At 60.2% G+C, this 25,222-nt stretch carries 24 protein-coding genes; 14 read left to right on the top strand and 10 right to left on the bottom strand.

The genetic code is table 11. From position 1 onward, the window contains the following. Nucleotides 1-3: 3 nt before the first annotated feature. Nucleotides 4-1,881 (bottom strand): ABC transporter ATP-binding protein, encoded by a 1,878-nt coding sequence (locus G359_RS16010; RefSeq protein WP_045838118.1) that lies wholly within the window; start codon nt 1,879-1,881, stop codon nt 4-6. 141 nt (nt 1,882-2,022) lie between these two features. On the opposite strand from G359_RS16010, the gene hemF reads away from it, so the two are divergent. From hemF to G359_RS16025, 3 genes are all read left to right on the top strand, one after another. After that, nucleotides 2,023-2,931 carry an oxygen-dependent coproporphyrinogen oxidase gene (gene hemF, locus G359_RS16015; protein WP_045836931.1) on the top strand — a complete coding sequence of 303 codons (909 nt, stop codon included), beginning with the start codon at nt 2,023-2,025 and terminating at the stop codon, nt 2,929-2,931. A 50-nt stretch (nt 2,932-2,981) separates the two neighbouring features. After that, entirely contained in the window at nt 2,982-4,133 is a 1,152-nt protein-coding gene (locus G359_RS16020; RefSeq protein WP_045836932.1) for a DUF2235 domain-containing protein, read from the top strand. Between the two features lie 152 nt (nt 4,134-4,285). Beyond that, nucleotides 4,286-5,356, top strand: coding sequence for an alkene reductase (locus G359_RS16025; protein ID WP_045836933.1), 1,071 nt, complete (start codon nt 4,286-4,288; stop codon nt 5,354-5,356). A gap of 52 nt (nt 5,357-5,408) precedes the next feature. Here the strand turns inward: G359_RS16025 and G359_RS16030 are convergent, their stop codons facing one another. Beyond that, nucleotides 5,409-6,635: a hypothetical protein gene (locus G359_RS16030; protein WP_045838119.1), complete on the bottom strand. Its 1,227-nt coding sequence runs from the start codon at nt 6,633-6,635 to the stop codon at nt 5,409-5,411. A gap of 132 nt (nt 6,636-6,767) precedes the next feature. Here G359_RS16030 and G359_RS16035 point away from each other — a divergent pair, with 132 nt between their 5' ends. The 7 genes from G359_RS16035 (at nt 6,768) to G359_RS16065 (ending at nt 12,419) form a co-directional block, all read left to right on the top strand. Then, on the top strand, nt 6,768-7,433 hold the full coding sequence (locus G359_RS16035) for a CoA pyrophosphatase (RefSeq protein ID WP_045836934.1): 666 nt from the start codon (nt 6,768-6,770) through the stop codon (nt 7,431-7,433). Then, nucleotides 7,430-7,735 carry a DUF6111 family protein gene (locus tag G359_RS16040; protein ID WP_045836935.1) on the top strand — a complete coding sequence of 102 codons (306 nt, stop codon included), beginning with the start codon at nt 7,430-7,432 and terminating at the stop codon, nt 7,733-7,735. The genes G359_RS16035 and G359_RS16040 overlap by 4 nt, the downstream gene beginning before the upstream one ends. Before the next feature lie 3 nt (nt 7,736-7,738). Then, the gene (locus tag G359_RS16045) at nt 7,739-8,995 is read left to right on the top strand and encodes a CCA tRNA nucleotidyltransferase (protein WP_045836936.1); all 1,257 of its coding nucleotides are present in this window, start codon (nt 7,739-7,741) and stop codon (nt 8,993-8,995) included. Between the two features lie 97 nt (nt 8,996-9,092). Continuing rightward, a complete protein-coding gene (locus G359_RS16050; RefSeq protein WP_045836937.1) occupies nt 9,093-9,326 on the top strand; it encodes a hypothetical protein in 234 nt (77 codons plus the stop codon). Nucleotides 9,327-9,606: 280 nt separating this feature from the next. Further along, a complete protein-coding gene (locus G359_RS16055) occupies nt 9,607-10,416 on the top strand; it encodes a UDP-2,3-diacylglucosamine diphosphatase (RefSeq protein WP_045836938.1) in 810 nt (269 codons plus the stop codon). A gap of 99 nt (nt 10,417-10,515) precedes the next feature. Next, on the top strand, nt 10,516-11,760 hold the full coding sequence (locus G359_RS16060) for a BtaA family protein (protein ID WP_045836939.1): 1,245 nt from the start codon (nt 10,516-10,518) through the stop codon (nt 11,758-11,760). Then, entirely contained in the window at nt 11,757-12,419 is a 663-nt protein-coding gene (locus G359_RS16065) for a class I SAM-dependent methyltransferase (protein ID WP_245280066.1), read from the top strand. The genes G359_RS16060 and G359_RS16065 overlap by 4 nt, the downstream gene beginning before the upstream one ends. 16 nt (nt 12,420-12,435) lie before the next feature. Here the strand turns inward: G359_RS16065 and G359_RS16070 are convergent, their stop codons facing one another. Both G359_RS16070 and G359_RS16075 read right to left on the bottom strand, forming a co-directional pair. Continuing rightward, the gene (locus G359_RS16070) at nt 12,436-12,618 is read right to left on the bottom strand and encodes a hypothetical protein (RefSeq protein WP_045836940.1); all 183 of its coding nucleotides are present in this window, start codon (nt 12,616-12,618) and stop codon (nt 12,436-12,438) included. A 185-nt stretch (nt 12,619-12,803) separates the two neighbouring features. After that, nucleotides 12,804-13,502, bottom strand: coding sequence for a hypothetical protein (locus G359_RS16075; protein WP_045836941.1), 699 nt, complete (start codon nt 13,500-13,502; stop codon nt 12,804-12,806). A 251-nt stretch (nt 13,503-13,753) separates the two neighbouring features. Here G359_RS16075 and G359_RS16080 point away from each other — a divergent pair, with 251 nt between their 5' ends. Then, nucleotides 13,754-14,434: a hypothetical protein gene (locus G359_RS16080; RefSeq protein WP_156150797.1), complete on the top strand. Its 681-nt coding sequence runs from the start codon at nt 13,754-13,756 to the stop codon at nt 14,432-14,434. Nucleotides 14,435-14,490: 56 nt separating this feature from the next. On the opposite strand, the gene G359_RS16085 is transcribed toward G359_RS16080, so the two are convergent. From G359_RS16085 to G359_RS16100, 4 genes are all read right to left on the bottom strand, one after another. Further along, complete coding sequence (locus G359_RS16085; protein WP_045836943.1) at nt 14,491-15,291, bottom strand: glycosyltransferase family 32 protein; 801 nt, start codon at nt 15,289-15,291, stop codon at nt 14,491-14,493. Nucleotides 15,292-15,562: 271 nt separating this feature from the next. Continuing rightward, on the bottom strand, nt 15,563-17,209 hold the full coding sequence (gene groL / locus G359_RS16090) for a chaperonin GroEL (RefSeq protein WP_045836944.1): 1,647 nt from the start codon (nt 17,207-17,209) through the stop codon (nt 15,563-15,565). Nucleotides 17,210-17,244: 35 nt separating this feature from the next. Next, complete coding sequence (groES, locus tag G359_RS16095) at nt 17,245-17,559, bottom strand: co-chaperone GroES (RefSeq protein WP_045836945.1); 315 nt, start codon at nt 17,557-17,559, stop codon at nt 17,245-17,247. Between the two features lie 402 nt (nt 17,560-17,961). Next, the gene (locus tag G359_RS16100; RefSeq protein ID WP_045836946.1) at nt 17,962-18,309 is read right to left on the bottom strand and encodes an H-NS histone family protein; all 348 of its coding nucleotides are present in this window, start codon (nt 18,307-18,309) and stop codon (nt 17,962-17,964) included. An 813-nt stretch (nt 18,310-19,122) separates the two neighbouring features. Here G359_RS16100 and G359_RS16105 point away from each other — a divergent pair. After that, nucleotides 19,123-19,713, top strand: a complete 591-nt coding sequence (locus tag G359_RS16105) for a superoxide dismutase (RefSeq protein WP_045836947.1) — start codon at nt 19,123-19,125, stop codon at nt 19,711-19,713. Between the two features lie 236 nt (nt 19,714-19,949). Further along, entirely contained in the window at nt 19,950-21,209 is a 1,260-nt protein-coding gene (locus G359_RS16110) for a patatin-like phospholipase family protein (RefSeq protein ID WP_045836948.1), read from the top strand. Between the two features lie 92 nt (nt 21,210-21,301). On the opposite strand, the gene G359_RS16115 is transcribed toward G359_RS16110, so the two are convergent. Both G359_RS16115 and G359_RS16120 read right to left on the bottom strand, forming a co-directional pair. Next, on the bottom strand, nt 21,302-21,598 hold the full coding sequence (locus G359_RS16115; RefSeq protein ID WP_045836949.1) for a DUF4236 domain-containing protein: 297 nt from the start codon (nt 21,596-21,598) through the stop codon (nt 21,302-21,304). Between the two features lie 99 nt (nt 21,599-21,697). Then, entirely contained in the window at nt 21,698-23,125 is a 1,428-nt protein-coding gene (locus G359_RS16120) for a helicase HerA-like domain-containing protein (protein ID WP_045836950.1), read from the bottom strand. 216 nt (nt 23,126-23,341) lie between these two features. On the opposite strand from G359_RS16120, the gene G359_RS16125 reads away from it, so the two are divergent. Further along, nucleotides 23,342-25,216, top strand: coding sequence for a methylmalonyl-CoA mutase family protein (locus G359_RS16125; protein ID WP_045836951.1), 1,875 nt, complete (start codon nt 23,342-23,344; stop codon nt 25,214-25,216). The last annotated feature ends 6 nt before the right edge of the window (nt 25,217-25,222 follow it).

The raw sequence follows: 25,222 nt of genomic DNA on the forward strand, positions 1-25,222 counted from the left end.
CACCTACTCCGCCGCCTCGCGCGTCAGGAAGCCGCCCGACTGGCGCGCCCAGAGTTGCGCATAAAGCCCGCCGCGCTTCAGAAGATCGGCGTGCGAGCCTTCCTCCACGATCTGCCCGTCCTCCATGACGACGAGACGATCCATCGCCGCGATCGTTGAAAGCCGATGCGCGATCGCGATCACGGTTTTGCCGCGCATCAGCGTTTCGAAACTCGACTGGATTTCGGATTCGACTTCGGAATCGAGTGCGCTCGTCGCCTCGTCGAGAACCAGAATAGGAGCGTTTTTCAGCAATACGCGCGCGATCGCGATGCGCTGCCGCTGCCCGCCCGAAAGCTTCACGCCGCGCTCGCCGACATGCGCATCGTAGCCGCGACGGCCCTTCAGATCCTCGAGCCCGAGGATGAACTCATGCGCGTGGGCCCGTTTCGCCGCCGCGATCATTTCCGCTTCGCTCGCGTCTAGACGCCCGTAGAGAATGTTGTCCCGGACCGAACGGTGCAGCAGCGACGTATCCTGCGTCACCATACCGATCTCGGCGCGAAGGCTATCCTGCGTCACACGCGCGATATCCTGACCGTCGATCAGAATGCGGCCGCCTTCGAGGTCGTAGAAGCGCAGCAGCACATTGACGAGCGTCGACTTGCCGGCGCCCGAACGGCCGACGAGCCCCACCTTTTCACCCGGACGAACCGTCAGCGACAACGACTCAATGACGCGAGGCGGCGCATCCGCCGAAGCCGCACGGCCCGCGCCATAATGGAAGTGAATGTGATCGAACCGGATCTCGCCGCGCGGGACCACGAGAGGTTTGGCATCCTGAGCATCGACCAGAAGGTTCGGACGCGAGATCGTCTCCATGCCTTCGTGCACGACGCCGATGTTCTCGAACACGTCCGCGATCGTCCACATCACCCAACCCGACATCGTCACGATGCGAATGACGAGACCGCTGACGACAGCGATGTCGCCGACGGAGACGTACTGCATGGTCCAAAGCCAGATCGCAGTTCCAGTCGTCGCGACGAGAAGAATGCCGTTCAGCACATAGAGAACGATTTCCATCGCCGTGATGAGCCGCAGCGAAGCCTGCCACTTCTGCATCTGCTCGGTCAGCGCCTCGCGCGCGTAAGCGTCTTCCCGCTCAGCGTGCGCGAAGAGCTTCACCGTCATGATGTTGGTGTAGCTGTCGACGATGCGGCCCACGAGCATCGAGCGCGCTTCGGACGCTTCCGTCGAGCGTTGCTTGATGCGCGGCACGAAATAGCGCAGCGCGACGATATAGGCGACGAGCCAGATGATGAGCGGTATCGTCAGCCGCCAATCCGAGGCAGCAAACAACAACGCCGACCCGACGAACTGCACGCTCGCATACCAAAGGGCGTCGATGAGCTGCACCACGCTTTCACGCAGCGACGTTCCGGTCTGCATGATCTTGTTGGCGACACGGCCCGCAAAATCGTTCTGAAAGAAACCGAGGCTCTGCCGCATCACGTAGCGGTGCGTCTGCCAGCGAATGCGCGATGTGCAGCCGGCCGAAAGCATCTGATTTTTGATGAAGTCGTGCGCAGTCGAAACGACAGGCCTCAGAATGAGCGCCACAAACGCCATCAGAGTCAGCATCGTGGCGTGCGTCGAGACGAAATTCGCCGGATCGCTCTCCACGCGCATCCTGTCGACGATCGTGCCGACAAACCCCATCAGCGCCACTTCGATCGTGGAGCCCAGGCAGCCCGCAATCAGCAGAAGCAGGAAATACGGCCAAAGAGGCTTGATAAAAAACCAATAGAATGCCCAAAGCCGGTCCGGCGGCCGCACGATGGCGCGGTCGTCAAACGGCTTGATTTGGGTTTCCCCCCAACGCATGAGGCGGCTAAGCATGATGTTATCGCAAGCAAAAAAGCGGCGCATGATCGCAGGTCGGAAGATCCGACGGGCGACGGCGACCGGATATTGAAAGTGGGTGCCTGTTAGGGCTAAGGGTCTTTTCCGTCAAAAACAAGACACGGTACCCTCTTCTAGATGAACGCATCCGATACGCCTCTGGGGCAAAAGAAAGCAACCGCACGCGCCTGGTTTGAAAAACTGCGCGATGATATTTGCGTTGCGTTCGAGAAACTCGAAGCTGGGCTTCCTGAAACTGCTCCGCATGGCAGCGATGCGCCGGGCACGTTCACACGCACGCCCTGGTCACGCACCGATCACAGAGGCGCCGAAGGCGGCGGCGGCGTGATGAGCATGATGAACGGCCGCGTCTTCGAAAAAGTGGGCGTGCATACGTCGACCGTTTACGGAGAATTCGCACCAGAATTCCGCAAACAGATTCCGGGCGCCGATGAAAGCCCCGAATTCTGGGCATCCGGCATTTCGTTGATCGCGCATCCGCGCAACCCCAACGTGCCGGCGGTTCACATGAACACCCGCATGATCACGACGTCCAAATGGTGGTTCGGCGGCGGCGCCGACCTGACGCCCGTGCTCGAAAAGCGCCGCACGCAATCGGATGCCGACACCCTGGCATTTCATGCCGCGATGTACGGCGCGTGTGCGGCTCACCCGATTGCCGATTACGCCAAGCTCAAGAAATGGTGCGACGAGTATTTCTTCCTGCCGCATCGAAACGAAATGCGCGGCGTCGGCGGTATTTTCTACGATTACCTGACGCCCTCCGAAGCCGAAGGCGGCTGGGACGCAGCTTTCGCCTTCACGCAGGACGTCGGCCGCGCTTTCGCGAGCGTCTATCCCATGCTCGTGAGAGGCAATTACGCGGCGGCCTACACCGACGAGCAGCGCGATGAGCAATTGGTTCGCCGCGGCCGCTACGTCGAATATAACCTTCTCTACGATCGCGGCACGATGTTCGGACTTAAAACGGGCGGCAATGTCGAAAGCATTCTTTCGTCGATGCCGCCCCTGGTAAAGTGGCCCTAATGGCTTTCGCGCTTCGATAGCGCGACGGCAGCCTTCGGGGGGAAGGCACAATGAAACGCCTCGTCTGCTCCATGGATGGCACGTGGAACGACGATGTCGAGGCATTGCCGTCGACCAACGTTGCAAAGCTCACACGCGCCGTCCTCCCCGCAGATGATCAGGGCGTCAGGCAACTCGTACGCTATGTCGTGGGCACCCCGGCCTCGCAAAAAGGATCGATTTCCTTCAAGGAAGCCACAGGTTTTGAAATTGGCGAGCGGATCCGCGCGGCCTACCAGTTCCTCAGCCATACCTACGAACCGGGCGATGAAATCTATCTATTCGGTTTCTCGCGCGGCGCTTACGAAGCGCGCAGCCTCGCGAGCTTCATCGCGCTTTTCGGCATCGCACGAAAGGACGCGGGCTTCGCCATCGACGACGCTTGGCGCCTCTATCGAAAACCGGAACGCCGACGCGATTTCAATGCCGTCGCCGAACAGAGCAGCTCCTGCCACTATCCGGTCCCGATCCGCTGCATCGGCGTCTGGGATACGGTCGAATATGCCGGAACTCCACACTGGTGGCGATGGCTCCGCAGCAGCCGCAGTTACCACGACGTCCGATGGCACGACACGATCGACGTCGCGCTGCACGCCGTTGCGATCGACGAAACGCGCGGCACATTCCGCCCCGCGATGTTCACGCTTCCCCATGACATCGCATTGCCGCCGCATCGGCACGTCCAGCAAGCGTGGTTTCCCGGAACACACGCCGACGTGGGCGGCGGCTCGCCCGAAACGGAACTCTCCGATATTGCGCTTCTCTGGATGGCCGCGAAAATCCAATCAGCCACAGACCTCGCGATCGATATCGAAAAGCTGAACCGCGAGGCGAAGCCCGATCCGCTGGGCCCCCTGCACCCGCCGGAAGCTGGATGGCGTTATGCTCTCGGCAGTCGCATTCCGTATCTGCGTCTCGTCCAGCAGGATATTCGCGGCATTCCGGATCGGCGGCGCGGCGTTTTCAAGACCTGGCGAACGAGCAAGCTTCGCAACGGAAGTATCTCGCTCAATGAAACGGTCGACGAAAGCGCACTTACCCGGCTCGGACAGACAATCCGTGAAAAGTATCGCGGAAAGTTCGAAGAGCGCATCTACGAGCCTTCAACGCTGAAAGCCCTTTTTTCTCCCGAGCCACAGACCGCGGACTCGGTCGAAGCCTGAAGGTTTTTGCAGCAACAGCGCCGACTATTGCAGCCGCGGCAATAATGCAGTGCCCGCCATCTTGAGTTGGCTCCGCTTCCGCCCCAGCTTAGACACACCTGACGGCCGCCCTATTAGAAGCTTTCCCGCCGCACAATTTCCAGGAAGATCCAATGGCATCACTCTTCGATCCGCTCCAAGCCGGGGCGTTCACGCTCAAAAATCGTGTCGTGCTCGCGCCGCTGACCCGCTGCCGCGCCAGTGCCGGCCGGGTGCCCAACGACCTCATGCGCGAGTATTACGTGCAGCGGGCGTCCGCCGGATTGATGCTCTCGGAAGCAACCTCCGTTACGCCGATGGGCGTTGGCTATCCCGACACCCCAGGCATCTGGTCGGAGGAGCAGGTCGCAGGCTGGAAGCGCATCACCGATGCCGTCCACGCCGCAGGCGGCACCATTCTCTTGCAGCTCTGGCATGTCGGCCGGATCTCTGATCCTGTCTATCTCGACGGCGAATTGCCTGTCGCGCCGAGCGCCATCGCCGCCAAGGGCCACGTGAGCCTCGTACGCCCGATGCGCGATTACGTCGTGCCGCGAGCGCTGGAGCTGAGCGAAATCCCCGGCATCATCGCCGACTATCGCCGCGGCGCCGAAAACGCCAAGCGCGCAGGCTTCGACGGCGTCGAAGTTCATGGCGCCAATGGGTACCTCCTCGACCAGTTCCTGCAGGACTCGACGAACCATCGCACCGACGCCTACGGCGGCCCGATCGAAAACCGCGCGCGTTTGATGCTCGAAGTCGTTGACGCTTGCATCGAAGTTTGGGGCGCTGATCGCGTCGGCCTCCATCTCGCGCCGCGCGGCGATTCACACACGATGGGCGACAGCAACCGCCTCGCGACCTTCAGCTACGTCGCCCGCGAAGTCGGAAAGCGCAAAATCGCCTTCATCTTCACGCGCGAACATGAAGCCGCGGATTGGATCAGCCCAGAGCTCAAGAAAGCATTCGGCGGCGTGTTCATCGTCAACGAGAAGTTCACGAAGGAATCGGCGGAGGCTGTCATTAAATCCGGAGCGGCCGATGCGGTGTCCTTCGGCAAGCAGTTCATCGCCAACCCAGACCTGCCCGAGCGGTTCAAGCTGAACGCGCCACTGAACCCGCCCGACCCGTCCACGTTCTACGGCGGCACCGCCAAGGGCTATACCGATTACCCCGCGCTAACGACGGAAGACGTGCGCGCCTAAGAATGAAAAAGGCGATTGATTAGCGGATCGCCACGCAATAGCGGCGCCGGGCTCAACGCTCGGCGCCTCTCGCCGAAATGCTGTCGAACGCAGCCGCAAATTCAACCGACCCCGGCTTCGAGATCGCATACGTCATCCGCCGGTCGAGTTCAGCCTGCAGCTGCGACCCCGTCAACCCGATCACCATCTTATTGACGTAGTAGGCGCGCCTCGAGAAGAAGTTCGGCGTCGGCGCTTCCGTTCCTGGTGACTGCATCATTTCAAGGCCCGTCATCGGTCCCGCCAGATTCATCAATTCGAGTTCAGCTCCGGAAAGCGAATATCGGCCCTGCTTTTCTGCCGTATCCCGCAGTGTCTTGAGCTTCATCGCCTGCAGCATCGGCCCGATATCGCCGTCGATGTTGAGCGTGTGAATGCCCATGCCCTCGCGCGTTTTCGCGTAGGCCTGCTGCACATCCCATTCGAACGGCTGATGCTTGACGTTCGCGTACATTTTTTTCAGCACCGCCAGCTTGTGCTTCAGCAGCGCCGTTCGTTCCGGCGAGTTCTTCGGATTGCGGAGCTTCTGAGTGAGGCGCGAAATAAAAATCGGCCCGCTGCGCGCGAGTTCGTTGATCGAGTTGGCGTCGAGAAGCTGCGCATAGCCGAGCGCACTCGAAATCGCACGACCGGTCTTCTTGGTCGGATGAATTCCCGATTGCATATCGTAGGTGCCGACGCCGCCCGTCTCGAGCGCGTAAACCCTGACGACCTGCTCCTTCGAAAGTCCGAGAGCCGCAGCTTCCGTCGCATAGCGAAGCTTGAATTCCTTCTCCGACACCCGTTCCGGAGCGAAGTTGTAAACGCTCTTCGCCGCGACGAGGTAATCAGGGATTGTCGCCAGCTCTTTCGGCTGCGTCGGATCGCTCTGTCGCTGCGCCGTGAGGAATTTTTCGTACTTCGCGGCGAGATCGCCCGACAATGGTGGACCCTGATAAGTCGGCGGGAAGCTCATCACATAATCGGTCGAGTCGAACGGAACTTTCTGAGACCGCTTCTTCTTGCGTCCAAGGCGCTTCTGGTCCACCGCAGCCCAGTATTGATCGAGCTGCGCCTCGAAAATTCGCCGCGCGGCCTTCCACTCCTGAAACTGCTGCACCTCGCCATCGGAAAGAGAGGCGAAAAAATCCGCCGTCGACAGCGCCTGCGCATTTAGCGACGGGACAACGAACAGCATCGCCAGAGCCATGATGCATAGGCCCAGCACACGAAACGGCGATGTCGTTCTTACGTACGCCAAGGTCAGCTCCACCTGCCTGTCATCGAGTTTGTCAACGAGACACAGCTTGAAATCACGAATAGAAGGTACCGTGATTCATTGGAGCCCGGCCATCCGATCGTCTCATCCTTCAACTTCCGCTAAGGTTGAGCAATGAACCCGCTTTCCGCCCCTAATATGACCGATATGAACATACCGGAATTCGATGCTGCGGCGTTCGAGGTACTAGCGCGGTCGCGCCTCCTCCCTAACCCGCCCCTCCTTAACGAACCTCACTCGCCCGGCGACGATGACCTCAATCCCGGAAGTGAGCGCATTCCAGCAGGCCTTCGCCATGCCGCCGTCCTCGTGCCGATCATAGCGCACTCGCCCCTGACCGTCCTGCTGACGACGAGAACGGATCATTTGCCATCTCACGCGGGTCAGATCGCCTTTCCTGGTGGAAAGGTGGAAACTCACGACGCTGGTCCGCTCGCTGCTGCACTGCGGGAGACCCGGGAAGAGATTGCGTTGGATGCTGCCTTCATCGAGCCCCTCGGATTCCTCCCGCCGTATCGCACCGGCACGGGCTACATCATCACGCCATCCGTTGCCCTCGTCCGCCCCGGCTTCAAGCTGACCGCCGATCCAGAGGAGGTCGCCGCCGTTTTTGAAGTTCCGTTCGCTTTTTTAATGAACGAAGCCAATCATCAGATACACAGTCGGGTCTACGGAGGCGTCGAGCGTCATTTCTATGCGATGCCTTACGGAGAGCGCTATATTTGGGGCGCGACGGCGGGCATCATTCGCACGCTCTATCGGAGACTGTTCAGCACATGACCCGAATTGTCATAGAGAACATATTTTTCTTCATGTTGCCGACGTTGGTGTACGTCATGTGGATCGCGTTCAAGGAAGACGAATGGGCGGGCCTGCCGACGATCGTTGCGCGGGCTCCGTTGCTTCGCCTGTTCTTCGCGGGCGCAGCGTTGATGCTTGGAACGCTCATCGCGTTTTCCTCCCGCTCACACAACGATCCGCGTGATGTTTACGTCCCTGCCTCGATCGAAGATGGAAAACTGGAGCCCGCTCATAGCGTCCATGTTCCCGAACCCGCCGAACCGCAAACGGCGAAGCCCTGATCCATGCGAGAAACCACAATCAAATGGCCACGCGTGAACGCCGCTTGGCTCCGCTCTCCCGCGATCGAAAAAGTGTTCGCAGCGCTTGCGAAAGACGGCGCGACAACGCGCGTGGTCGGTGGCGCTGTCCGCAACACCCTGATCGATCGCCCGGTCAATGAAGTTGATATCGCGACGACGGCCATTCCGGACGAGACCATGCGGCTCGCCCGCGCCGCCGGCCTCGGCGCCTATCCGACGGGCATCGACCACGGCACCGTAACAGTCGTCGCGGACGGACAATCCTATGAAGTCACAACGCTCCGCCGCGACGTCGAGACCGACGGCCGGCACGCGGTCGTTGCCTTCACGGACGACTGGAAAGAAGACGCCTCGCGCCGCGACTTCACGATCAACGCACTCTACTGTGATCCCGACGGAACTCTCTATGATCCGGTCGGTGGCTTCGAAGACTTACGCAAGCGTCGCGTTCGTTTCATCGGCGATGCAAAACAGCGGATACGCGAGGATTATCTTCGCATTCTGCGCTTCTTCCGTTTCAGCGCTCAATACGGAAATGGCCAGATCGATCCGACAGGCCTCGCAGCCGCAGACGAGTTGAAGGAAGGCCTGGTTCTTCTCTCCGCCGAACGTGTTCGTGCCGAGATGCTGAAGCTCTTCGCAGCGCCGGGCGCGCCGGAAGCGCTCGACGTCATGTACAAAGCCGGCATCTTGCAACTCGCGATCCGCACGCGCATCGAGCCTGATCGTTTCGCGCGGCTCGTCGCAATCGAAGCCGCTCTCGGCGAAGCACCGGACCCGATAACGCGTTTGGCCGCGCTCGCCGTTATTCATCCGGGCGACGATAGGTTCCTCGCCGAGCAGCTCAGGCTCTCGAATGCAGAAGCATCGCGCATCGCCGCTGTTTTCACCGGCGAACCGGGCATCGATCCGGAAACACCCGAAGCGACAGGCCGCGCCGCCCTCTACCGGCTCGGCCCGGAAAACTTCAAGCGGGCGGTCATGCTCGCCTGGGCGCGCACTGAAGCATCTCCCAACGCCCCCAATTGGCGCGCCAGAGCGCTGCTGCCGGATCGCTGGAAAGCTCCGAAATTGCCTGTCTCAGGAAGCGACGTGATCGCGCTTGGCGTCGCGCCGGGACCGGCCCTCGGCGGCATTCTTAAAGCATTCGAAAGCTGGTGGATTGGGAACAATTTCCCGACCGATGCCGAACAACAATGCAACGTGCTGAAACTATTGGCGGCGAAGGCACTTGCATAGCTAAGCATCAAATTTCACTTCACGTTGGCTTTTGCTCAAGCTAAGTTCCCCACCGTTGCGGGGTCAGCCGTTTGTATTGCGTTGAGGAAATGCCCTGATGGACACCATCGGTCCCGAGCGCGAGCGTTCGCTCAAGTTCGTCCAAGTTGTCTTCGCTATTCTAGCTCTTCTCAGCCTTATCTCAGCACTCGCCGTTTCGACTCGCGGAGTCGATCTGGGATTGCCTGAATCATCGACGTATCCGATCGCGCTGGCATTTCTTATCGTCGGCGCCATCGACACGGCTCTGTTGTTTGCGTGGGAACGGATCTCCCAACGCATAGAGCTGTAGAATTGAAGGTCAGCCGCTGGGCGAGCTTTAGCTCCATGCCCGGCGGTCCCGCCTTTGGCCGGCTCCGCGCAAGCGGATTCACCCAGCGCCGACAAAAAGCCTCGCCTAGCTACAGATTTCATCGACTGGTCTTGGTAAATCCAGGCTAGCGCTAACTTTTACAACTCGCATTTGAAGCTGCCGCAGGCCTTCGTCACACGCCTGTAACATGAATCCCGTCCTACGTTTTACATGAAAGCTTAGTCGCTTTTATGGGAAGCGTACTGACTGGGGGCCGACCTTGAGCGCACCGAACCCGGAACACCTCGAATACCGAGCCGTCTTCATTTCCGACATTCACCTCGGGATGCGCAATTCGCAAGCGACAGCTCTTCTCGACTTCCTGAAAACAGTCGAATGCCAGGACCTCTATCTGGTCGGCGATATCGTCGATTTCTGGAAGGTGCGCCGCGGTCCCCACTGGCCGCAGAGCCATAACGATGTCCTGCAGAAGCTCTTACGCAAATCGCGAAAGGGTACGCGCGTTGTCTTCATTCCCGGCAATCACGACGACGGCTTGCGCGACTATACCGGCATGAACTTCGGCGGCGTCGAACTTCGCCGCGATGCCGTGCACGAAGGCGCCAACGGCAAGCGCTATCTCGTTCTGCATGGCGATGAATTCGATGTCGTCGTTCGCTACGCCCGCTGGCTTGCGTTCCTCGGCGACCGTTCCTACGACGCCGCCCTCGCACTCAACGTGCCGCTGAACTTCATGCGCCGCATGCTCGGCCTCGGACACTGGTCGCTATCGGCGTTCCTGAAACACAAGGTGAAAAGCGCCGTCAATTACATCGGCGAGTTCGAAGAAGCTCTCGCCGGCGAAGCCCGCCGCCGCGACACGCAGGGCCTCATCTGCGGCCACATCCACCACGCCAACGAACGCATGATCGACGGCATCCACTACCTGAATTGCGGCGACTGGGTCGAAAGCTGCACCGCCATAGGCGAGCGCTTCGACGGCCAATTCGAAATCATCCGTTGGAAGGAACATCTGGCCGCCCGCGGTTCGCAGGCGCCTTCAGGCCGTTGGTTCATCGAAGCGGCATAGTTGCGAGTTTCGGGCGGCCGGCTCGCGTGTCGTCCCTCGTTTTGGGCGGCCGGCACGCGGAACGCGTGTCGCCCAAAACAAACAAAACGGAGATCTCCCTTGAACGCCACCGCCAAAGTTTTTGAGCCGACGAGTTCCGATCTCTTGAGCGAAGCAGTTCACCAGAACAGCGCTTTGAGCCCGGCCGGCATACTCGAACGCACTTTCACGTTCGCATTCCGCTCGATGGTCTATCCGCAGATCTGGGAAGATCCGCGCGCCGATATGGAAGCGCTCGAACTCACGCCGCAAAGCCGGATGCTCACGATTGCCTCGGGCGGCTGCAACGTCATGAGCTACCTGACCGCGAACCCGGCCCGCATTTACGCGATCGACCTCAACGAAACGCACATCGCGCTGTTGAAGCTGAAACTTGCCGCCGCTCAGCACCTGCCGAACCACGCAACGTTCTTTCGCTTTTTCGGCGCCGCCAACGACCGCCGCAATGTCGCGCTCTATAACGATCTCATCGCCCAGCACCTCGACGCGGATACGCGGAGCTATTGGGAAGGCCGCGATCTGACGGGCCGCCGCCGCATCTCGCGCTTCGCCCGCAACTTCTATCACTACGGACTGCTCGGACGATTCATCGCCACCGGACATCTCGCGGCCCGCGTGTTCGGCGCAAACCCGAAACGCATTCTGGATGCCCGCAACATCGACGAGCAGCGCGAAATCTTCGCCCGCGAAGTCGCCCCCGCCTTCGATCATCCCGTGTTGCGCTGGATCACATCGAACCGCGCCTCGCTCTTTGGCTTGGGCATTCCGCCGGTGCAATACGATGCGTTGTCGAACGGGGGCACCCGCACCATGGCCGATGTTCTGAAGGAACGCGCCGAGCGCTTGGCAACCGGCTTCGATCTGAAAGACAACTATTTCGCCTGGCAGGCGTTCGGCCGCAGCTACGCGGCACAAGGCGAAGGCCCCTGCCCGCCCTACCTCGACAAGTCGAACTTCATGGCCGTCAAGGCCCGCGCCGGCCGGGTCAACGTCGTCCACGACAACATGATCCGCTTCCTGTCGAACGAACCGGCAGACAGCCTCGACCGCTACGTGTTGCTCGACGCACAGGACTGGATGGACGACGCCGCGCTCAATTCGCTCTGGCGTGAGATCACCCGCACGGCTCGCGCGGGCGCCCGTGTCATCTTCCGCACCGCAGGCGAGGAAAGCATTCTCCCCGGCCGCGTCTCGGATGCCATCCTGAACCAGTGGACCTACGACGCCGCGAAATCGGCCGAGATCCACAACAAGGATCGGTCCGCGATCTACGGCGGCTTCCACCTCTACGTCAAAACCGCATGACCTCTGCGATGACCGACACGGCCGCAAGCGCGATGGATGGCATGTATCGCCACCAGCGCTACATCTACGATCTGACGCGCCGCTACTATCTCCTCGGCCGCGATCAGCTGATTGAAGAGATCAGGCCGCCGGTCGCCGGATCGGTGCTCGAGATCGGATGCGGAACGGCGCGCAACCTGCTGCGCGCCGCGCACCTCTATCCGGCCGTGCAGTTCTACGGTCTCGACGTATCCGAAGAGATGCTGAAAACGGCACGCGCCGCCATCGATCGCAGCCCCGCCCGGGATGCCATATCGGTCGCGCAGGCCGACGCCACGACGTTTTCCGCGGCGGAACTCTTCGGCGTCAAAAAGTTCGACAGGATTTTCATTTCCTACGCGCTGTCGATGATTCCGCCCTGGGAAGCCGTGATCGACCGCGCCATCCTGCAGCTCGCCCCGCGTGGAGAACTGCACATCGTCGATTTCGGCACAATGCAATCGATGCCTAAGCTTCCGCGCAGCGCCATGCGCGCATGGCTCGCCCGTTTCAGCGTCACACCGCGGCTTGATCTCGAAAGCGTCGTTCGTGAAGCCGCAAAACACCATGGCCGAACGGCAGCGTTCAGTCAGGGCCGCTTCGATTACTCCGCGCTCGCGCGCATCGGCGCCAAAATCTGATCGGCTTCTTTGACGCTCAGCTGAGGCCCGGCCCGCGCAGCTCCCTGAGCGCAGATTCAATGCGCCGCCAATCGTCAGCGAGCTTCTTATCTCCGGTCTGAGCGTACCGCCGCACCATCTCCGCCGCCTCCGCCAGCGCCTTGGGTCCGTGAGATCCATAGAGCTTGCGGGCATGATCATGGATTTCGACCGCATTCATGGCTGAGCCTCCTCGGCTATTCCAATGTTCGACGAACTTCGTCGTCTGCTCTCAATCCCCTCAAATCAGGAACCGCCCATGAGGTTCCCCATCACGTTCACCAGCTCAGCCCCGTTTAAGACCCGCGCAAAAGCCCCGGCTCTCGCTGCCGGGGCTTCCGTCGAAAGAGTGACCCCAAAGATCCTTTAAGAAGCACTTGAAGTTGTAGTCGCAGCCTCTGAAGGCCCGGCAGCCCCATTGGCGACGATCGCAGCGACCAACGGTTTGTCTTCAGCTGGGATTTCGATCGCAGCCGCTGGTGCTTCCGTTGCCTCAGACGCTTCAGGCGCAGCAGCTTCCGCTGCCGGTGCCTCAGGCTCCGCAGCCGGCTCGGCAGCTGCAGCTTCAGCCGCAGGAGCTTCCGCGACCGGAGCCTCCTCCGCCGGAGCCTCAGATGCTGGCGCCGCTTCCTCGGCAACAGCTTCGGCGACCGGCGCCTCAGAAGATGCCTCGGCCGCGGGTGCCTCTTCGGCAGCGACCTCGGCTGGCGCTTGAGCAGCCTCAGCGGCCACCTCGGCTGCAGCCTCCGGAGCTGCCTCAGGAGCGGCTTCCGCGACAGCCCCCTCTGCGGCAGCTTCTGCTGGAGCAGCCGCCTCTACGGCCTCTGCAGCGGCTTCTGGAGCGGCTTCAGCAGCCGCCTCAGCCACAACCTCCGGAGCTGCCTCAGCCGCCGGTTCAGCGGCAGCGGCTGGCGCCTCTGCAGCAGCAGATGGACTGATTACTTCCGAAAGCTCGCCGATAGCTCTTTCGACGGCTTTCATGGCTTTGAAGTCCGACGACGCCTCAATGCGCGCTCGAACATCGTCGTGTAAGGTCTTGAGCTTGGACAGGATATCGGCCGACATCTATTCTTCCCTTTGTCTTGGTGTTCAGAGAAAAAGCATCCCCTTCGTCTGCGCATGACTGTTCATGCGGACGCTCGTCTTCAGATTTTGCAGTAATGCGCAAGAATAAATGTACAGGAATTCTGCGCGCCGCGAACCGGTGCGACAGACTGTACACAGCTATAAATTGAGCACTGGCCAGTTAGGGGGTGGAGAGATTCCCCTCATGCCTCTGGCGCGGTAGGGTCGCCAGGAGTCACGTGGGGGATCCGATGTCGAGACCAGCGGTTAAGCCTTGGGGGTTCTTTTCTCGTCTCAAAGAAGCGTGGGAAGCGTTTGGGTGGCTCCTCACTCTCGCTTTTGGAACGGGAGCGATGAGTGCATTCCTGGCCTGGACCAACTCCTTCCAGCTCCCTTGGTATCAGATACTCTTCTTCGCGGTGACTACCACTTGCCTCGTCGCAATCGCATTCGTCCATGTCACCGAATACATGCGGACGCATTCGATTGAGCGTGCTTTCCGGCTCAAAAACCTGTCGCCGAGTTCCATAGGGGACGATACGGCGACAAACAAATACGTCGTCGGCTTGGCAGGATTTCTGGAGAACCGTTCCATTCATCCGCTTTTCATGAAGATCGAACGAGGCTCCATCACCTTACAAGGAAGGTCCCCGGAGAGAATGGAGTTACCTAAGGGTGTGCTGGAAGTTCAAGCGGGAGACGCCGCTCGCATAGGCTTCCCATTAATCTCTCAGCTTGATATCGGCCAGCCGATTACAGGCCGCTTTACCGTGGGAGTGAGATTTGGTCGAAGCAAAGACGGCCTGACGCATTTTTATTACACGGAGGGGGATGTTTTGATTACCATCATCCGCGACGGAGCGCAGGCGATAGTTCAGCTGAACGATTCAATTACAGAAGCCGTCTACGGACGAGCGGCGGAAAATTGGTGAAAAGCATTGTCCCGAGGCAAATACCTCTCGCTTGAATAGGCCCGCAAAGCGCACCCCTAACCAAGCCCCACCGTCTCCTTCACTGAAGGCAACAACGCTTCCACCCGCTCGGCCAGCCATCCTGATTTCGGCAGGCTAAGTCCGTTGCGGCCTTCAAACGTAGATCGCCAGAGATGCACGCAGACCGTTTCAGGCGTGATGAGCGACTCGATGAAGCCCGGCTCGAAGACGCGCGTGATCGCAGGCCCTCTGATCGGGATCGGATAAAGAACCTCCCTGGGGAGCGCGAGGCGATCGACCCCGCAAAGCTCCGCGAAGTACGTCAGCGCCGCCGGTCCGTATTTGGGCGCAGGAAGACGAACGCCGACTGCCGCAGCGCCAATGCCTTTTATAAGCCGGCTGCATTTCGTCGGCCACGGCATCCAGGGCATCACAAAACGATGCATCGGCCGCTTCCGGCAAAAAGCCAGGTATCGCTTGAGAAGTTCGCTATCGGGCGGCAGGCGAAGAACGGAATTGCCGATCCGGTCCTCATTCTGCCAACCGAACACATATTCGGATCTTGGAAGCGGCTGGATGAAGATCACATCGAGATCGGTCCAGGTCCCGCATCCTTGCGCGATGCCCTCGAGCCGAAAGAAATCGGAAAGGTGCGCGACGCCCAACCCGAGAACCTCGTCTCTTTTGGCGGTACTGAAGATCGAGGCGGCATCGAGAACGCGGCAGCCGAGCTTGGCTGCCAATTTTTCCCGGTTGTCATAGGTGAAAACCATGAGATCTTCACCAATGGCCTTCGCCGACGCAACGCAAAGGCGCTCCATCCAGGTCACGTGACCGGACCAAAAGGAAAAAAGCATCAAAGAATTCCGCGAAATATTTGACTACGGATTAATCACGAGAATCGGCCTTGAACAAATGACAATCCGCGTCTGCATATTTCCGCGAGCAAATGTTTGAGGAAAACCTGGAATTCACCCGCTTCCGCCTCTGCTCATTTGAGGCATCGACCCTCCTAAAATTCTCGCTCACAAAAAAAGCCCCGCATCGCTGCGGGGCTTTCTGATTTCTGACTTCGCCGAGGGGGACAACTCCTCGAGGGAGTTGCACGGCGCGGAGGCCAAAACTTCCTTAGAAGTCCATGCCGCCCATGCCGCCCATGCCGCCGCCGGGGGCGCCGTGCGAGTGGCCAGAGTCCTTCTTCGGCACGTCGGCAATCATCGCTTCCGTCGTGATCAAGAGACCCGAGACCGAAGCAGCGTCCTGCAGTGCGCAACGAACGACTTTCGTCGGGTCGATGACGCCCTGGGCGAAGAGATCGCCGTACTCGTGCGACTGAGCGTTGTAACCGAACGCATAGGTCGAGTTCTCGAGGATCTTGCCGACGATGACCGAGCCATCTTCACCAGCGTTAGCTGCGATCTGACGAGCCGGAGCCTGCAGAGCCTTGCGAACGATGTTGATGCCGACCTTCTGGTCGTCGTTCTCGGGCTTCAGCTTGTCGAGGGCCTTGCCTGCACGGAGCAGAGCGACGCCGCCGCCAGGAACGATGCCTTCTTCAACGGCTGCGCGGGTTGCGTGCAGCGCGTCGTCGACGCGGTCCTTGCGTTCCTTGACTTCGACTTCCGTCGCGCCGCCGACCTTGATAACGGCAACGCCGCCAGCAAGCTTAGCGAGACGCTCCTGAAGCTTCTCACGATCGTAGTCCGAGGACGTTTCCTCGATCTGCGCCTTGATCTGCTTCACGCGAGCTTCGATGTCGGTCTTCTTGCCCGAACCGTCGACGATCGTGGTGTTTTCCTTGTCGATCGTCACCTTCTTGGCGCGGCCGAGCTGCTGCAGCGTAACCGTCTCGAGCTTGATGCCGAGATCTTCCGAGATCACCGTGCCGCCCGTGAGAACAGCGATGTCCTCGAGCATGGCCTTGCGGCGATCGCCGAAGCCCGGAGCCTTGACGGCAGCAACCTTGAGGCCACCGCGAAGCTTGTTGACGACGAGCGTTGCGAGCGCTTCGCCTTCGACGTCTTCAGCGATGATGAGGAGCGGCTTGCCCGACTGAACGACGGCTTCGAGAACCGGAAGCATCGCCTGCAGACCCGAGAGCTTCTTCTCGTGAATGAGGATGTAGGGGCTTTCGAGCTCGGCAATCATCTTGTCGGCGTTCGTGATGAAGTACGGCGAGAGATAGCCGCGATCAAACTGCATGCCTTCGACGACATCGAGTTCGAAATCGAGGGTCTTGGATTCCTCGACCGTGATCACGCCTTCCGAACCAACCTTGTCCATCGCTTCCGCGATCTTCTTGCCGACGACTTCGTCGCCGTTGGCCGAGATCGTGCCGACCTGAGCGATCTGGTCCTTCGTGACCTTCTTCGAGTTCGTCTTGAGGTCTTCGACGATGGTCTGAACAGCGAGATCGACGCCGCGCTTCAGGTCCATCGGGTTGGAACCGGCTGCAACCGACTTCGCGCCTTCGCGCACGATCGCCTGAGCAAGAACCGTTGCCGTCGTGGTGCCGTCGCCCGCGAGATCGGCCGTCTTGGACGCGACCTCTTTGAGCATCTGCGCGCCCATGTTCTCGAACTTGTCTTCGAGCTCGATTTCCTTCGCAACCGTCACACCGTCCTTGGTGATGCGCGGCGCGCCGAACGACTTCTCGATGACGACGTTACGGCCCTTCGGACCGAGCGTGACCTTGACCGCGTTGGCAAGGATGTCGACGCCGCGAAGCATGCGCTCGCGAGCGTCTTGGGCGAACTTGACGTCTTTAGCTGCCATGTGGAGCAACTCCTAAGCTGTGGGGGGAGAAATTATTAAGCTGCGGCCTTGGACTTGGCGGGAGCCGAGAGCACGCCGAGAATGTCGCTCTCCTTCATGATCAGGAGATCTTCGCCGTCGATCTTGACCTCGCTGCCCGACCACTTGCCGAACAGAACACGGTCGCCAACCTTGACGTCGAGTGGGTTGACCTTACCCGCTTCGTCGCGAGCGCCGGGACCAACAGCAACGACTTCGCCCTGCTGCGGCTTTTCCTTGGCGGTATCTGGGATGATGATGCCGCCAGCGGTTTTCGACTCTTCCTCGATACGTTTCACGACAACACGATCGTGGAGCGGACGGAACGTCATGGGACTAACCTCATGATTTGATGAACAATTCTAGAGCTCGCGGCTCGGGGGCCGATTGACCGGCAGCTGAACGCTCGTCCGGCTAAACCGTGACCGGCTCCTATAAAGCCCGAGCACGTGAGCTATATGCGGCCGCCTGCTAGCACTGTCAATAGGTGAGTGCTAACGACTGCGATCAATATGAAAATCTGATCCCGTTCGCCCCTGAATTCCATCAGGTTGCACGCACAAAACATCAGGATGCGTACGCGCGCTTTACGAATTCCGCCGCCGCTGAATAAAGGGGTGGCCGCTGAAGAATGATCAATTTAAGGCGTATGCAGAATGGGCGGCAATATCCACTTCGGATATCGCCGCCTATTCGCTGTAATTCAGGCTCTTACTGACTAATAGTCAGATTGATTAAATCGAAAAGTCAGCGAGCTTTGCGCCCTTTCTCAGGCGCTCGACCAACCAGTTGGGTTTCCGGCCGCGGCCTGTCCACGTGTCGGATTTGTTCTCGGGATTAGCGTACTTCGCAACGCCAACCGACTTGTTTTTTCCCGCTCCGCGGCCCCGCACGCCGCCAAACAATTCGGCAACCGAAAATCCGTGTGTTTCGGCCATATCGGCCACTTTCTTTTTCAACTCGGAACGTTCGCGATCCCGAGCAACGGCGATGGCCCTTTGAACCTTGGATTCAAGATCAACAAGTTCTTTTAGAGAGAGCTTGTCGACATTGATCGCCGCCATCTTCTGAACCTTTCGCATGACAAACTGAAACCTCTATTGAATGCTGCTGGGCGGTGTAACCACATCGGTAAGCCCTCGCAGCACGAATCTCCGCGATGTGTCACCTTGTCAACGCACACTCATCAATAGTCGTGAATTTTCGGCAAACACTTATTGATGCGAGGGCTAATTGGTCCGGTGTCTTTTAGGCTGCTGGCCTTCCCAGTTTCTAATGCCTGAGGCTACATATATCTAAATGAAAAAGCAGTCAGTATTGCATTTGAACAAACAAATATCAGAGCAAACGTGCGGGTTGAAAAATAGATCCGAAGTCGCCGGTTCGCAATCTCAGATATGTATTTTCGCGCCTTTCGGCATAAGCCGGCCGGCCTATCCTTAATAAAGAACGCCGAAGGCCTTTGCGAATGGGAGCGCGAAACTCGCCCGTCCCTCTTTTCCCTGCAATAGCCAAGCTCATTTGAGACGGCCCTTTTATTACCTAGGGGGCAAAGAGGCCAACCGGGACGGTGCCGGTCGGGTCCGCCCCATTTCCCGTCGATCGATTTGGTCAAGCCCCCAAAATTCCGCCAGTATTCCCGCCGACCTCAATCAAGCGATTGTTTTGAGCAGAATTGGCCGGGCCAATGAGAAAAAGCCGGCTCCCCGACCTTGCTCTTTTCGCGCTTGGCGGGCCCCACAGGCTAAAAAGCGCCTGCGCGATGACGAGACCAAGCTCTAAGTAGGAACCGCAACACGACCGGCAAGTTCAGCCCATGTCTTGTGCAAGCGGATCGCTAAAGCTACTTTCCCGCGACTTTCGATCCACCCCCAACTCCAATGAGTGGTCGTCCTATGACGCTGAAATTACCTGATCTTCCCTACGCCTATGATGCCCTCGCGCCTTTCATGTCGGCCGAGACGCTCGAATTCCACCACGACAAACATCACTTGGCGTACGTCGAGAACGGCAACAAGCTCCTCGCTGGCTCCAAATACGAGGGCCAGTCGCTCGAAGATATCGTGAAGAATGCTTACGCCGATAAGGCCGTCGGCCTCATCAACAACGTTGGCCAGCACTATAACCATCTTCATTTCTGGCAATGGATGAAGAAGGGCGGCGGCGGCAAGAAGCTGCCGGGCAGCATCCAGACCCTCGTCGACGGTTACGGCGGGTACGACAAGGTCCGCAACGACTTCATCGAAGCCGGCAAGGGTCAATTCGGCTCGGGCTGGGCTTGGCTCGCCATCAAGGACGGCAAGCTCGAGGTCGTCAAAACTCCGAACGGCGAGAACCCGCTGATGTACGGCTCCAAGCCCATCCTCGGTGTCGACGTCTGGGAGCACAGCTATTACATCGACTACCGCAACGCCCGCCCGAAGTACCTTGAGGCGTGGTTCGACAATCTCGTGAACTGGGAGCACGTCGAGGCGTTGGCCGGTTAATCCGGTTTCGCTCGCAAAGCGTTTCGATCACCGGGGCGTCGCTATGGAATACGGCTCGAAAAGCCTGCCATGCGGCGCCCCGATGCCGTTTAAGCGGTTCACGCTCGCGCACATAATATCTTTGGAAACGCCGTTTAATCGTCAGACTGAGCCTTCCCCGCCATTGCCGCAGCCTTCACGGTGCCGTAAACCGGAAGCTCTATCGAGGGGTTAGAGTGCGTTGGGGGTTAGCTAGAGTGCAAGGGCCTAGGCTACAGGTCGGGCTACTGCTGGTGGCGTCGCTTATGGTCTCCGGTTGCGCGGCTGCGATCCCGCGCAACGGTATCAGCAGCGCCACGTTGGCTGAGACGGCCGAAATCCCAGGCATGCCCGGCGTCCGCTTCTGGGCCGACGAAGTTCCCCGCAATCCCCTCGCAGAAGTCCGTCGTCGCACGGCGCACATGCCTCCGATCGGACAGACCGCCAAAACGCGGGACGGCCGAAAGCTCGTCGATACGCTCGCACTGTCGGGAGGCGGATCGGACGGCGCATTCGGCGCTGGCGTCTTGGCTGGGTGGACGAAGCGCGGCGACCGTCCGGAATTCCAGGTCGTAACCGGCGTCAGCGCCGGCGCCATCATCGCGCCGTTCGCCTTCCTCGGACCTTCGGAAGACGAAAAGCTCCGCGTGATCTGGACCCAATACAAGCAGGACCAGGTCGTCACGCCGGAAATCTTGTCCGGCCTCTTCGGCGGCCCGGCGCTCGCGAGCACCGCGCCGCTTCAGGATCTGATTGCACAATATATAGACCGGCAGTTACTCGACCGGGTTGCGGCCCAGTACAAGCGCGGCCGCGTGCTCTTGGTGCTGACGACAAATCTCGACGCTCAGCGCCCCGTCGTTTGGAACATGGGCGAAATCGCACTCAATCGCAGCCCGGAAGCGACAGAGCTTTTCCGCAAAGTCATCCTCGCCTCCGCCGCCATCCCGGCGGCCTTCCCGCCCGTCAAGATCGAGGTCGTGGCGGGTGGCCAGAACTACGAAGAGTTACACGTCGACGGCGGAACGACGCGCGAAGTATTTGTGAGCCCGGTCGAAGCCCCGCTCAGCGCCTTTGACTCGCTCTATCCGAACCCGCCTTTGCGCCGCTATTTCATCATCAAGAATGGCAAGGCAGCGCCTGTGCAGGAGGTCGTGAAGCCGACGACGTTGCAAATTGCGGCGCGATCGATTTCGACTTTGATCAAGAGCCAAAACCAGGGCGAGCTTTATAAGATCTACCGGGTCGCGCTCGACGGCGGCGCCGATTTCAATTTTATGGCCGTGCCGCCTTCGTTCAATCTGCATACCCAAGAGATTTACGATCCGCGCTATCAGGCCGCCCTGTATGCGGAAGGCTTTGCCGAAGGCCGCAGGAACATCTGGCTCAAGTCTCCGCCGGGACAAGCCCCCGCCCCACCTGAAGTCACGCCGCGTACGAGGGAATTGTCCTCCGCCGCCACACCCGGCAGTGGTTGAACCGAAACGCGCACAGCGACAGCTTTCGATAAAAAAAGGCGCCCGGCTGATTGCCCGGCGCCTGAAATAAAGTCTGCGAGCGGGATGCTCGATCAGAACCAGTGTGGCTGCCACCAATGCAGCAGCGCCTTCACCGTGGTTGGCGAAACCAGATAGGCGACGCCGACCAGAACTGCGATCAGGATCAAGCCGATGAACAGCGTCGTGCTCAGCGGCGTGCGATAGCTCAGCCCCGTGCCGGGAATGCCGAGCGTGACCTGCTCACCATTCTTGCCGACGTTCACCGTCGCGCCGTGGCCGCCGAGGCTGCCGCTGACGCCCGTCTTGCTGAGATTGATGCGAACGCCGGGCAGAATGCTGATTGTCTTGCGAAAGCGGAAGTAACCCATATCGTTCTCCTCAGCGGCAGAAGCTGCCGTGCGATTCTCTCGCAAAACCTAATGGTTCTGACCGTTGCTTTCAACGGATAGCAACCGTCGTCCCCCGGCTCATCCCTTGCCGCGGAGGATGTTCGAGAACGATGAAAGCCTCTGCTTCAGCTGACCGACGACGGTATTTCGTGCCTGCAGCCGCTCGTGCGCTGATTCGCGATCCAATTCCTTGCCGTATTTCTGCAGGTTATCGCGATCACCTTGAACGAGGGCTTTCCGCTCTTCCGGCGTCAGCGGTCCGACGCGCGACATCGGCGGCCGGATGAGCGTGCGCTCAACCATCGAAGGCTCGCCTTTGCCGTGAAGGAGCGAGACCAGCGCCTCGCCGACCTTCAGCTCCTGAATGGCGCGCTCCGTATCGATTTCAGGATTGGGGCGGAACGTCTGCGCGGCTGCACGAATGGCTTTCTGCTCCTTCGGCGTGAAGGCGCGAAGCGCATGTTGTATGCGATTGCCGAGCTGCGCCGAAACGCGGTCAGGCACATCGCCCGGGCTCTGCGTCACGTAATAAACGCCGACGCCTTTCGAACGGATGAGACGCGTCACCCGTTCGATCTGTTCGAGCACCGCCTTCGGCGCATCGTTGAAAAGAAGATGCGCCTCGTCGAACAGGAATACGAGCTTCGGCTTGTCGAGATCGCCGACCTCGGGAAGCTTCTCGAACAACTCCGTCAGCAGCCAGAGAAGGAACGTCGCGTAGAGGCGCGGCGTGTTCATCAGCTTCTCGGCAGCGAGGACGTTGACCACGCCTCGCCCGTCCGGCTGAACCTTGATGAAGTCCATGATGTCGAGCGCCGGCTCACCGAAAAATTTAGCGGCACCCTGCTCTTCGAGAACCAAAAGACGGCGCTGAATGACACCGACCGTCGCCGGCGCCACGTGACCATACTTGCTTCGGAGCGTCGACGCCTTCATGCCCATTTCGTCGATGACCGAGCGAAGATCCTTGAGATCGAGGATCGTCATCTTTTCGTCGCCCGCAGCGCGCTGATCCTCGGCCCAACGGAACGCGATATTCAGCACGCCCTCTTGCGGCTCCGTGAGCTCCATCAGACGCGAAAGAAGAAGCGGCCCCATCTCCTGCACGGTCGCGCGCACGGGATGTCCGTCAACGCCGAAGATGTCCCAGAAGGCGGTCGGAAACGATGTATTGCCGTAACGCGTCAGGCCGATTTCTTCCGCCCGCTCCACGAGCTTCGGCGACGGCTTGCCCTTCTCGGCGATACCTGAAAGATCGCCCTTGATGTCGGCCGCGAAGACCGGAACGCCCGCTGCCGAAAATCCTTCCGCCAGGACTTGTAGCGTCACCGTTTTGCCGGTGCCCGTCGCGCCCGTGATGAGGCCGTGCCGATTGGCGAGCGCCAGCTCGATGCATTCGGGCTTCAACTCCCCGCCAGACTTGCTGACGCCGATGAGGATGAGCCCATCCTGCACGTAGTCGCGAGGATCGGCGACAGGCTCGCCAGCACCGTGCGTTCCAGTCATTTCGCCTCCAACGTATCCTCGAACTCGACTCAATCGGCCGCTTCGGCCGGTGATGCCATGCGCCGCGGTTCGAAGCAAACCGGCCCGATATCATCTCTGAGCGCGGCAATTGGGCCAACGGCCCAAGAATATTTCACGCTCGCACCAGCCACTTGAGCGGTATATCGGAAAGCGGGCGTTCCAGTAACGCCCCCTCGCCTGTGGGAGCCAAGTTGTATGACAACCTCGACGAACGAACTGCACCTCGCAAACGACTTTCCCGCCGCCAGCACTGAACAGTGGCGCGGACTGGTCGATAAGGCGCTGAAGGGCGCCGATTTCGAGAAACGGCTCGTCACCCGCACGGCCGACGGCATCAAGATCAACCCGCTCTATACCCGTGGCGACGCCCTGCAGAGCGCCGTGAACGCCCTTCCTGGGTCAGCCCCCTTCACCCGCGGCACGAAACCCGTCCGCGACGGCCTCGGCTGGGACATCCGCACGATCCACATCGAGAGCGATCCCAAGGCACTCAACACCGCGATCCTGGAAGATCTCACAGGCGGCGTGACCTCGATCGCCCTGCAGGCAGGCGGCAATGGCCTGCCGCCGACGAAGGAGGCTTTCGCCACGGCTCTGAAGGACGTCCTGCTGGACGTCTGCCCGATCGTCCTCGTCGCTCAGGAGAACTTTTTCGACGCCGCCCTGGCGCTCAACGTCGAATGGGATGCTCGCGGCATAAAGGCCGCCGACCGCCAAGGCTCCTTCGGCGCCGACCCGATCGGAACGCTCGCAATGACGGGCCGCCTCTCCGAACCGGTCGAGACGGCACTGGCGCGCGCCGTCGCCTTGATGAACACGACCGAGGCGAGCCCGCGCGTGCAAGTCATGACCGCCGACGGCGTCGTCGCGCACGTTGCAGGCGCGAGCGAAGCGCAGGAACTGGCCTTCATGCTTTCCGCGCTCGTGGCCTATCTGCGTGCCGCCGAGCAAGGAGGCATTCCACCCGCCAAGGCTCTCCCGAAAATCAATGTCTCGCTCGCAGCCGACATCGACGAATTTTCGACGATTGCGAAGCTGCGCGCAGCCCGCCGTTTGATCTGGCGCGTCGCCGATGCTTCGGGCGTGGGTGATGTCGCCTCCGCCGTCAAGCTCAACTGCCCGACGTCTTACCGCATCATGGCGAAGCGCGACCCCTGGACCAACATCCTGCGCACGACCATCGCCTGCGCCGGCGCAGCGCTCGGCGGAGCGGACGCAATCGTCGTCCTTCCCTTCACGTTCGCGCTTGGCAAGCCCGACGCCTTCGCGCGCCGCGTCGCCCGCAACATCCAGATCGTCTGCCAGGAAGAAAGCAATCTCGGCCGCGTCAACGACCCGGCAGGCGGTTCCTGGTACGTCGAAAACCTGACAGACGATATGGCGAGAAAAGCCTGGGAAATTTTCCAGGACATCGAAGCGCGCGGCGGCCTCCTCGAATGCCTCCAGTCGGGCTTCATCCAGGAAACCATCGGCAAGACCGCCGAGGCCCGCGCCAAGTCGATCGCGACGGTGCGGCAAGAGCTGACGGGCGTCAACGCCTTCCCGCTGCTCGGCGATGATGGTGTCCACGCCGAACCCTGGTCCGCGCCAACTCCGCCCGCCACCAAAGCCGCGATCGAAGTGACGCCGCTGAAGCCGCATCGCCTTGGCGAAGCCTTCGAGGCTCTGCGCGATGCCGCCGACGCACACGGCGGCTTCAAAGTCTTTCTCGCCAGCATGGGCGAGATCGTCGATCACAACATTCGCACGACTTGGACGAAGAACTACCTCGCAGCAGGCGGCATCACAACGCTCGTAAGCGACGGCTACAAAACGCCGGAAGACGCAGTCGAAGCCTTCCGCAAATCCGGCGCCGACGCCGCGTGCATCTGCTCGTCCGATGCCGTCAACGCGACGCTCGCCGAACCGGTCGCAAAAGCGTTGAAAGCCGCGGGCGCCAAGCTGGTCCTTATGGCGGGACGGCCGGGCGAAAAGGAAGCCGCGCTCAAAACGGCAGGCGTCGACCAATTCCTCTTCGCAGGAGCCGACGCAGTCGCAACGCTCGAGGGACTGCAGAAGAAGCTGACCTAGCGCTCC

The organism is Hyphomicrobium sp. 99 (assembly GCF_000384335.2).
In the GTDB taxonomy this organism is placed as follows: domain Bacteria; phylum Pseudomonadota; class Alphaproteobacteria; order Rhizobiales; family Hyphomicrobiaceae; genus Hyphomicrobium_B.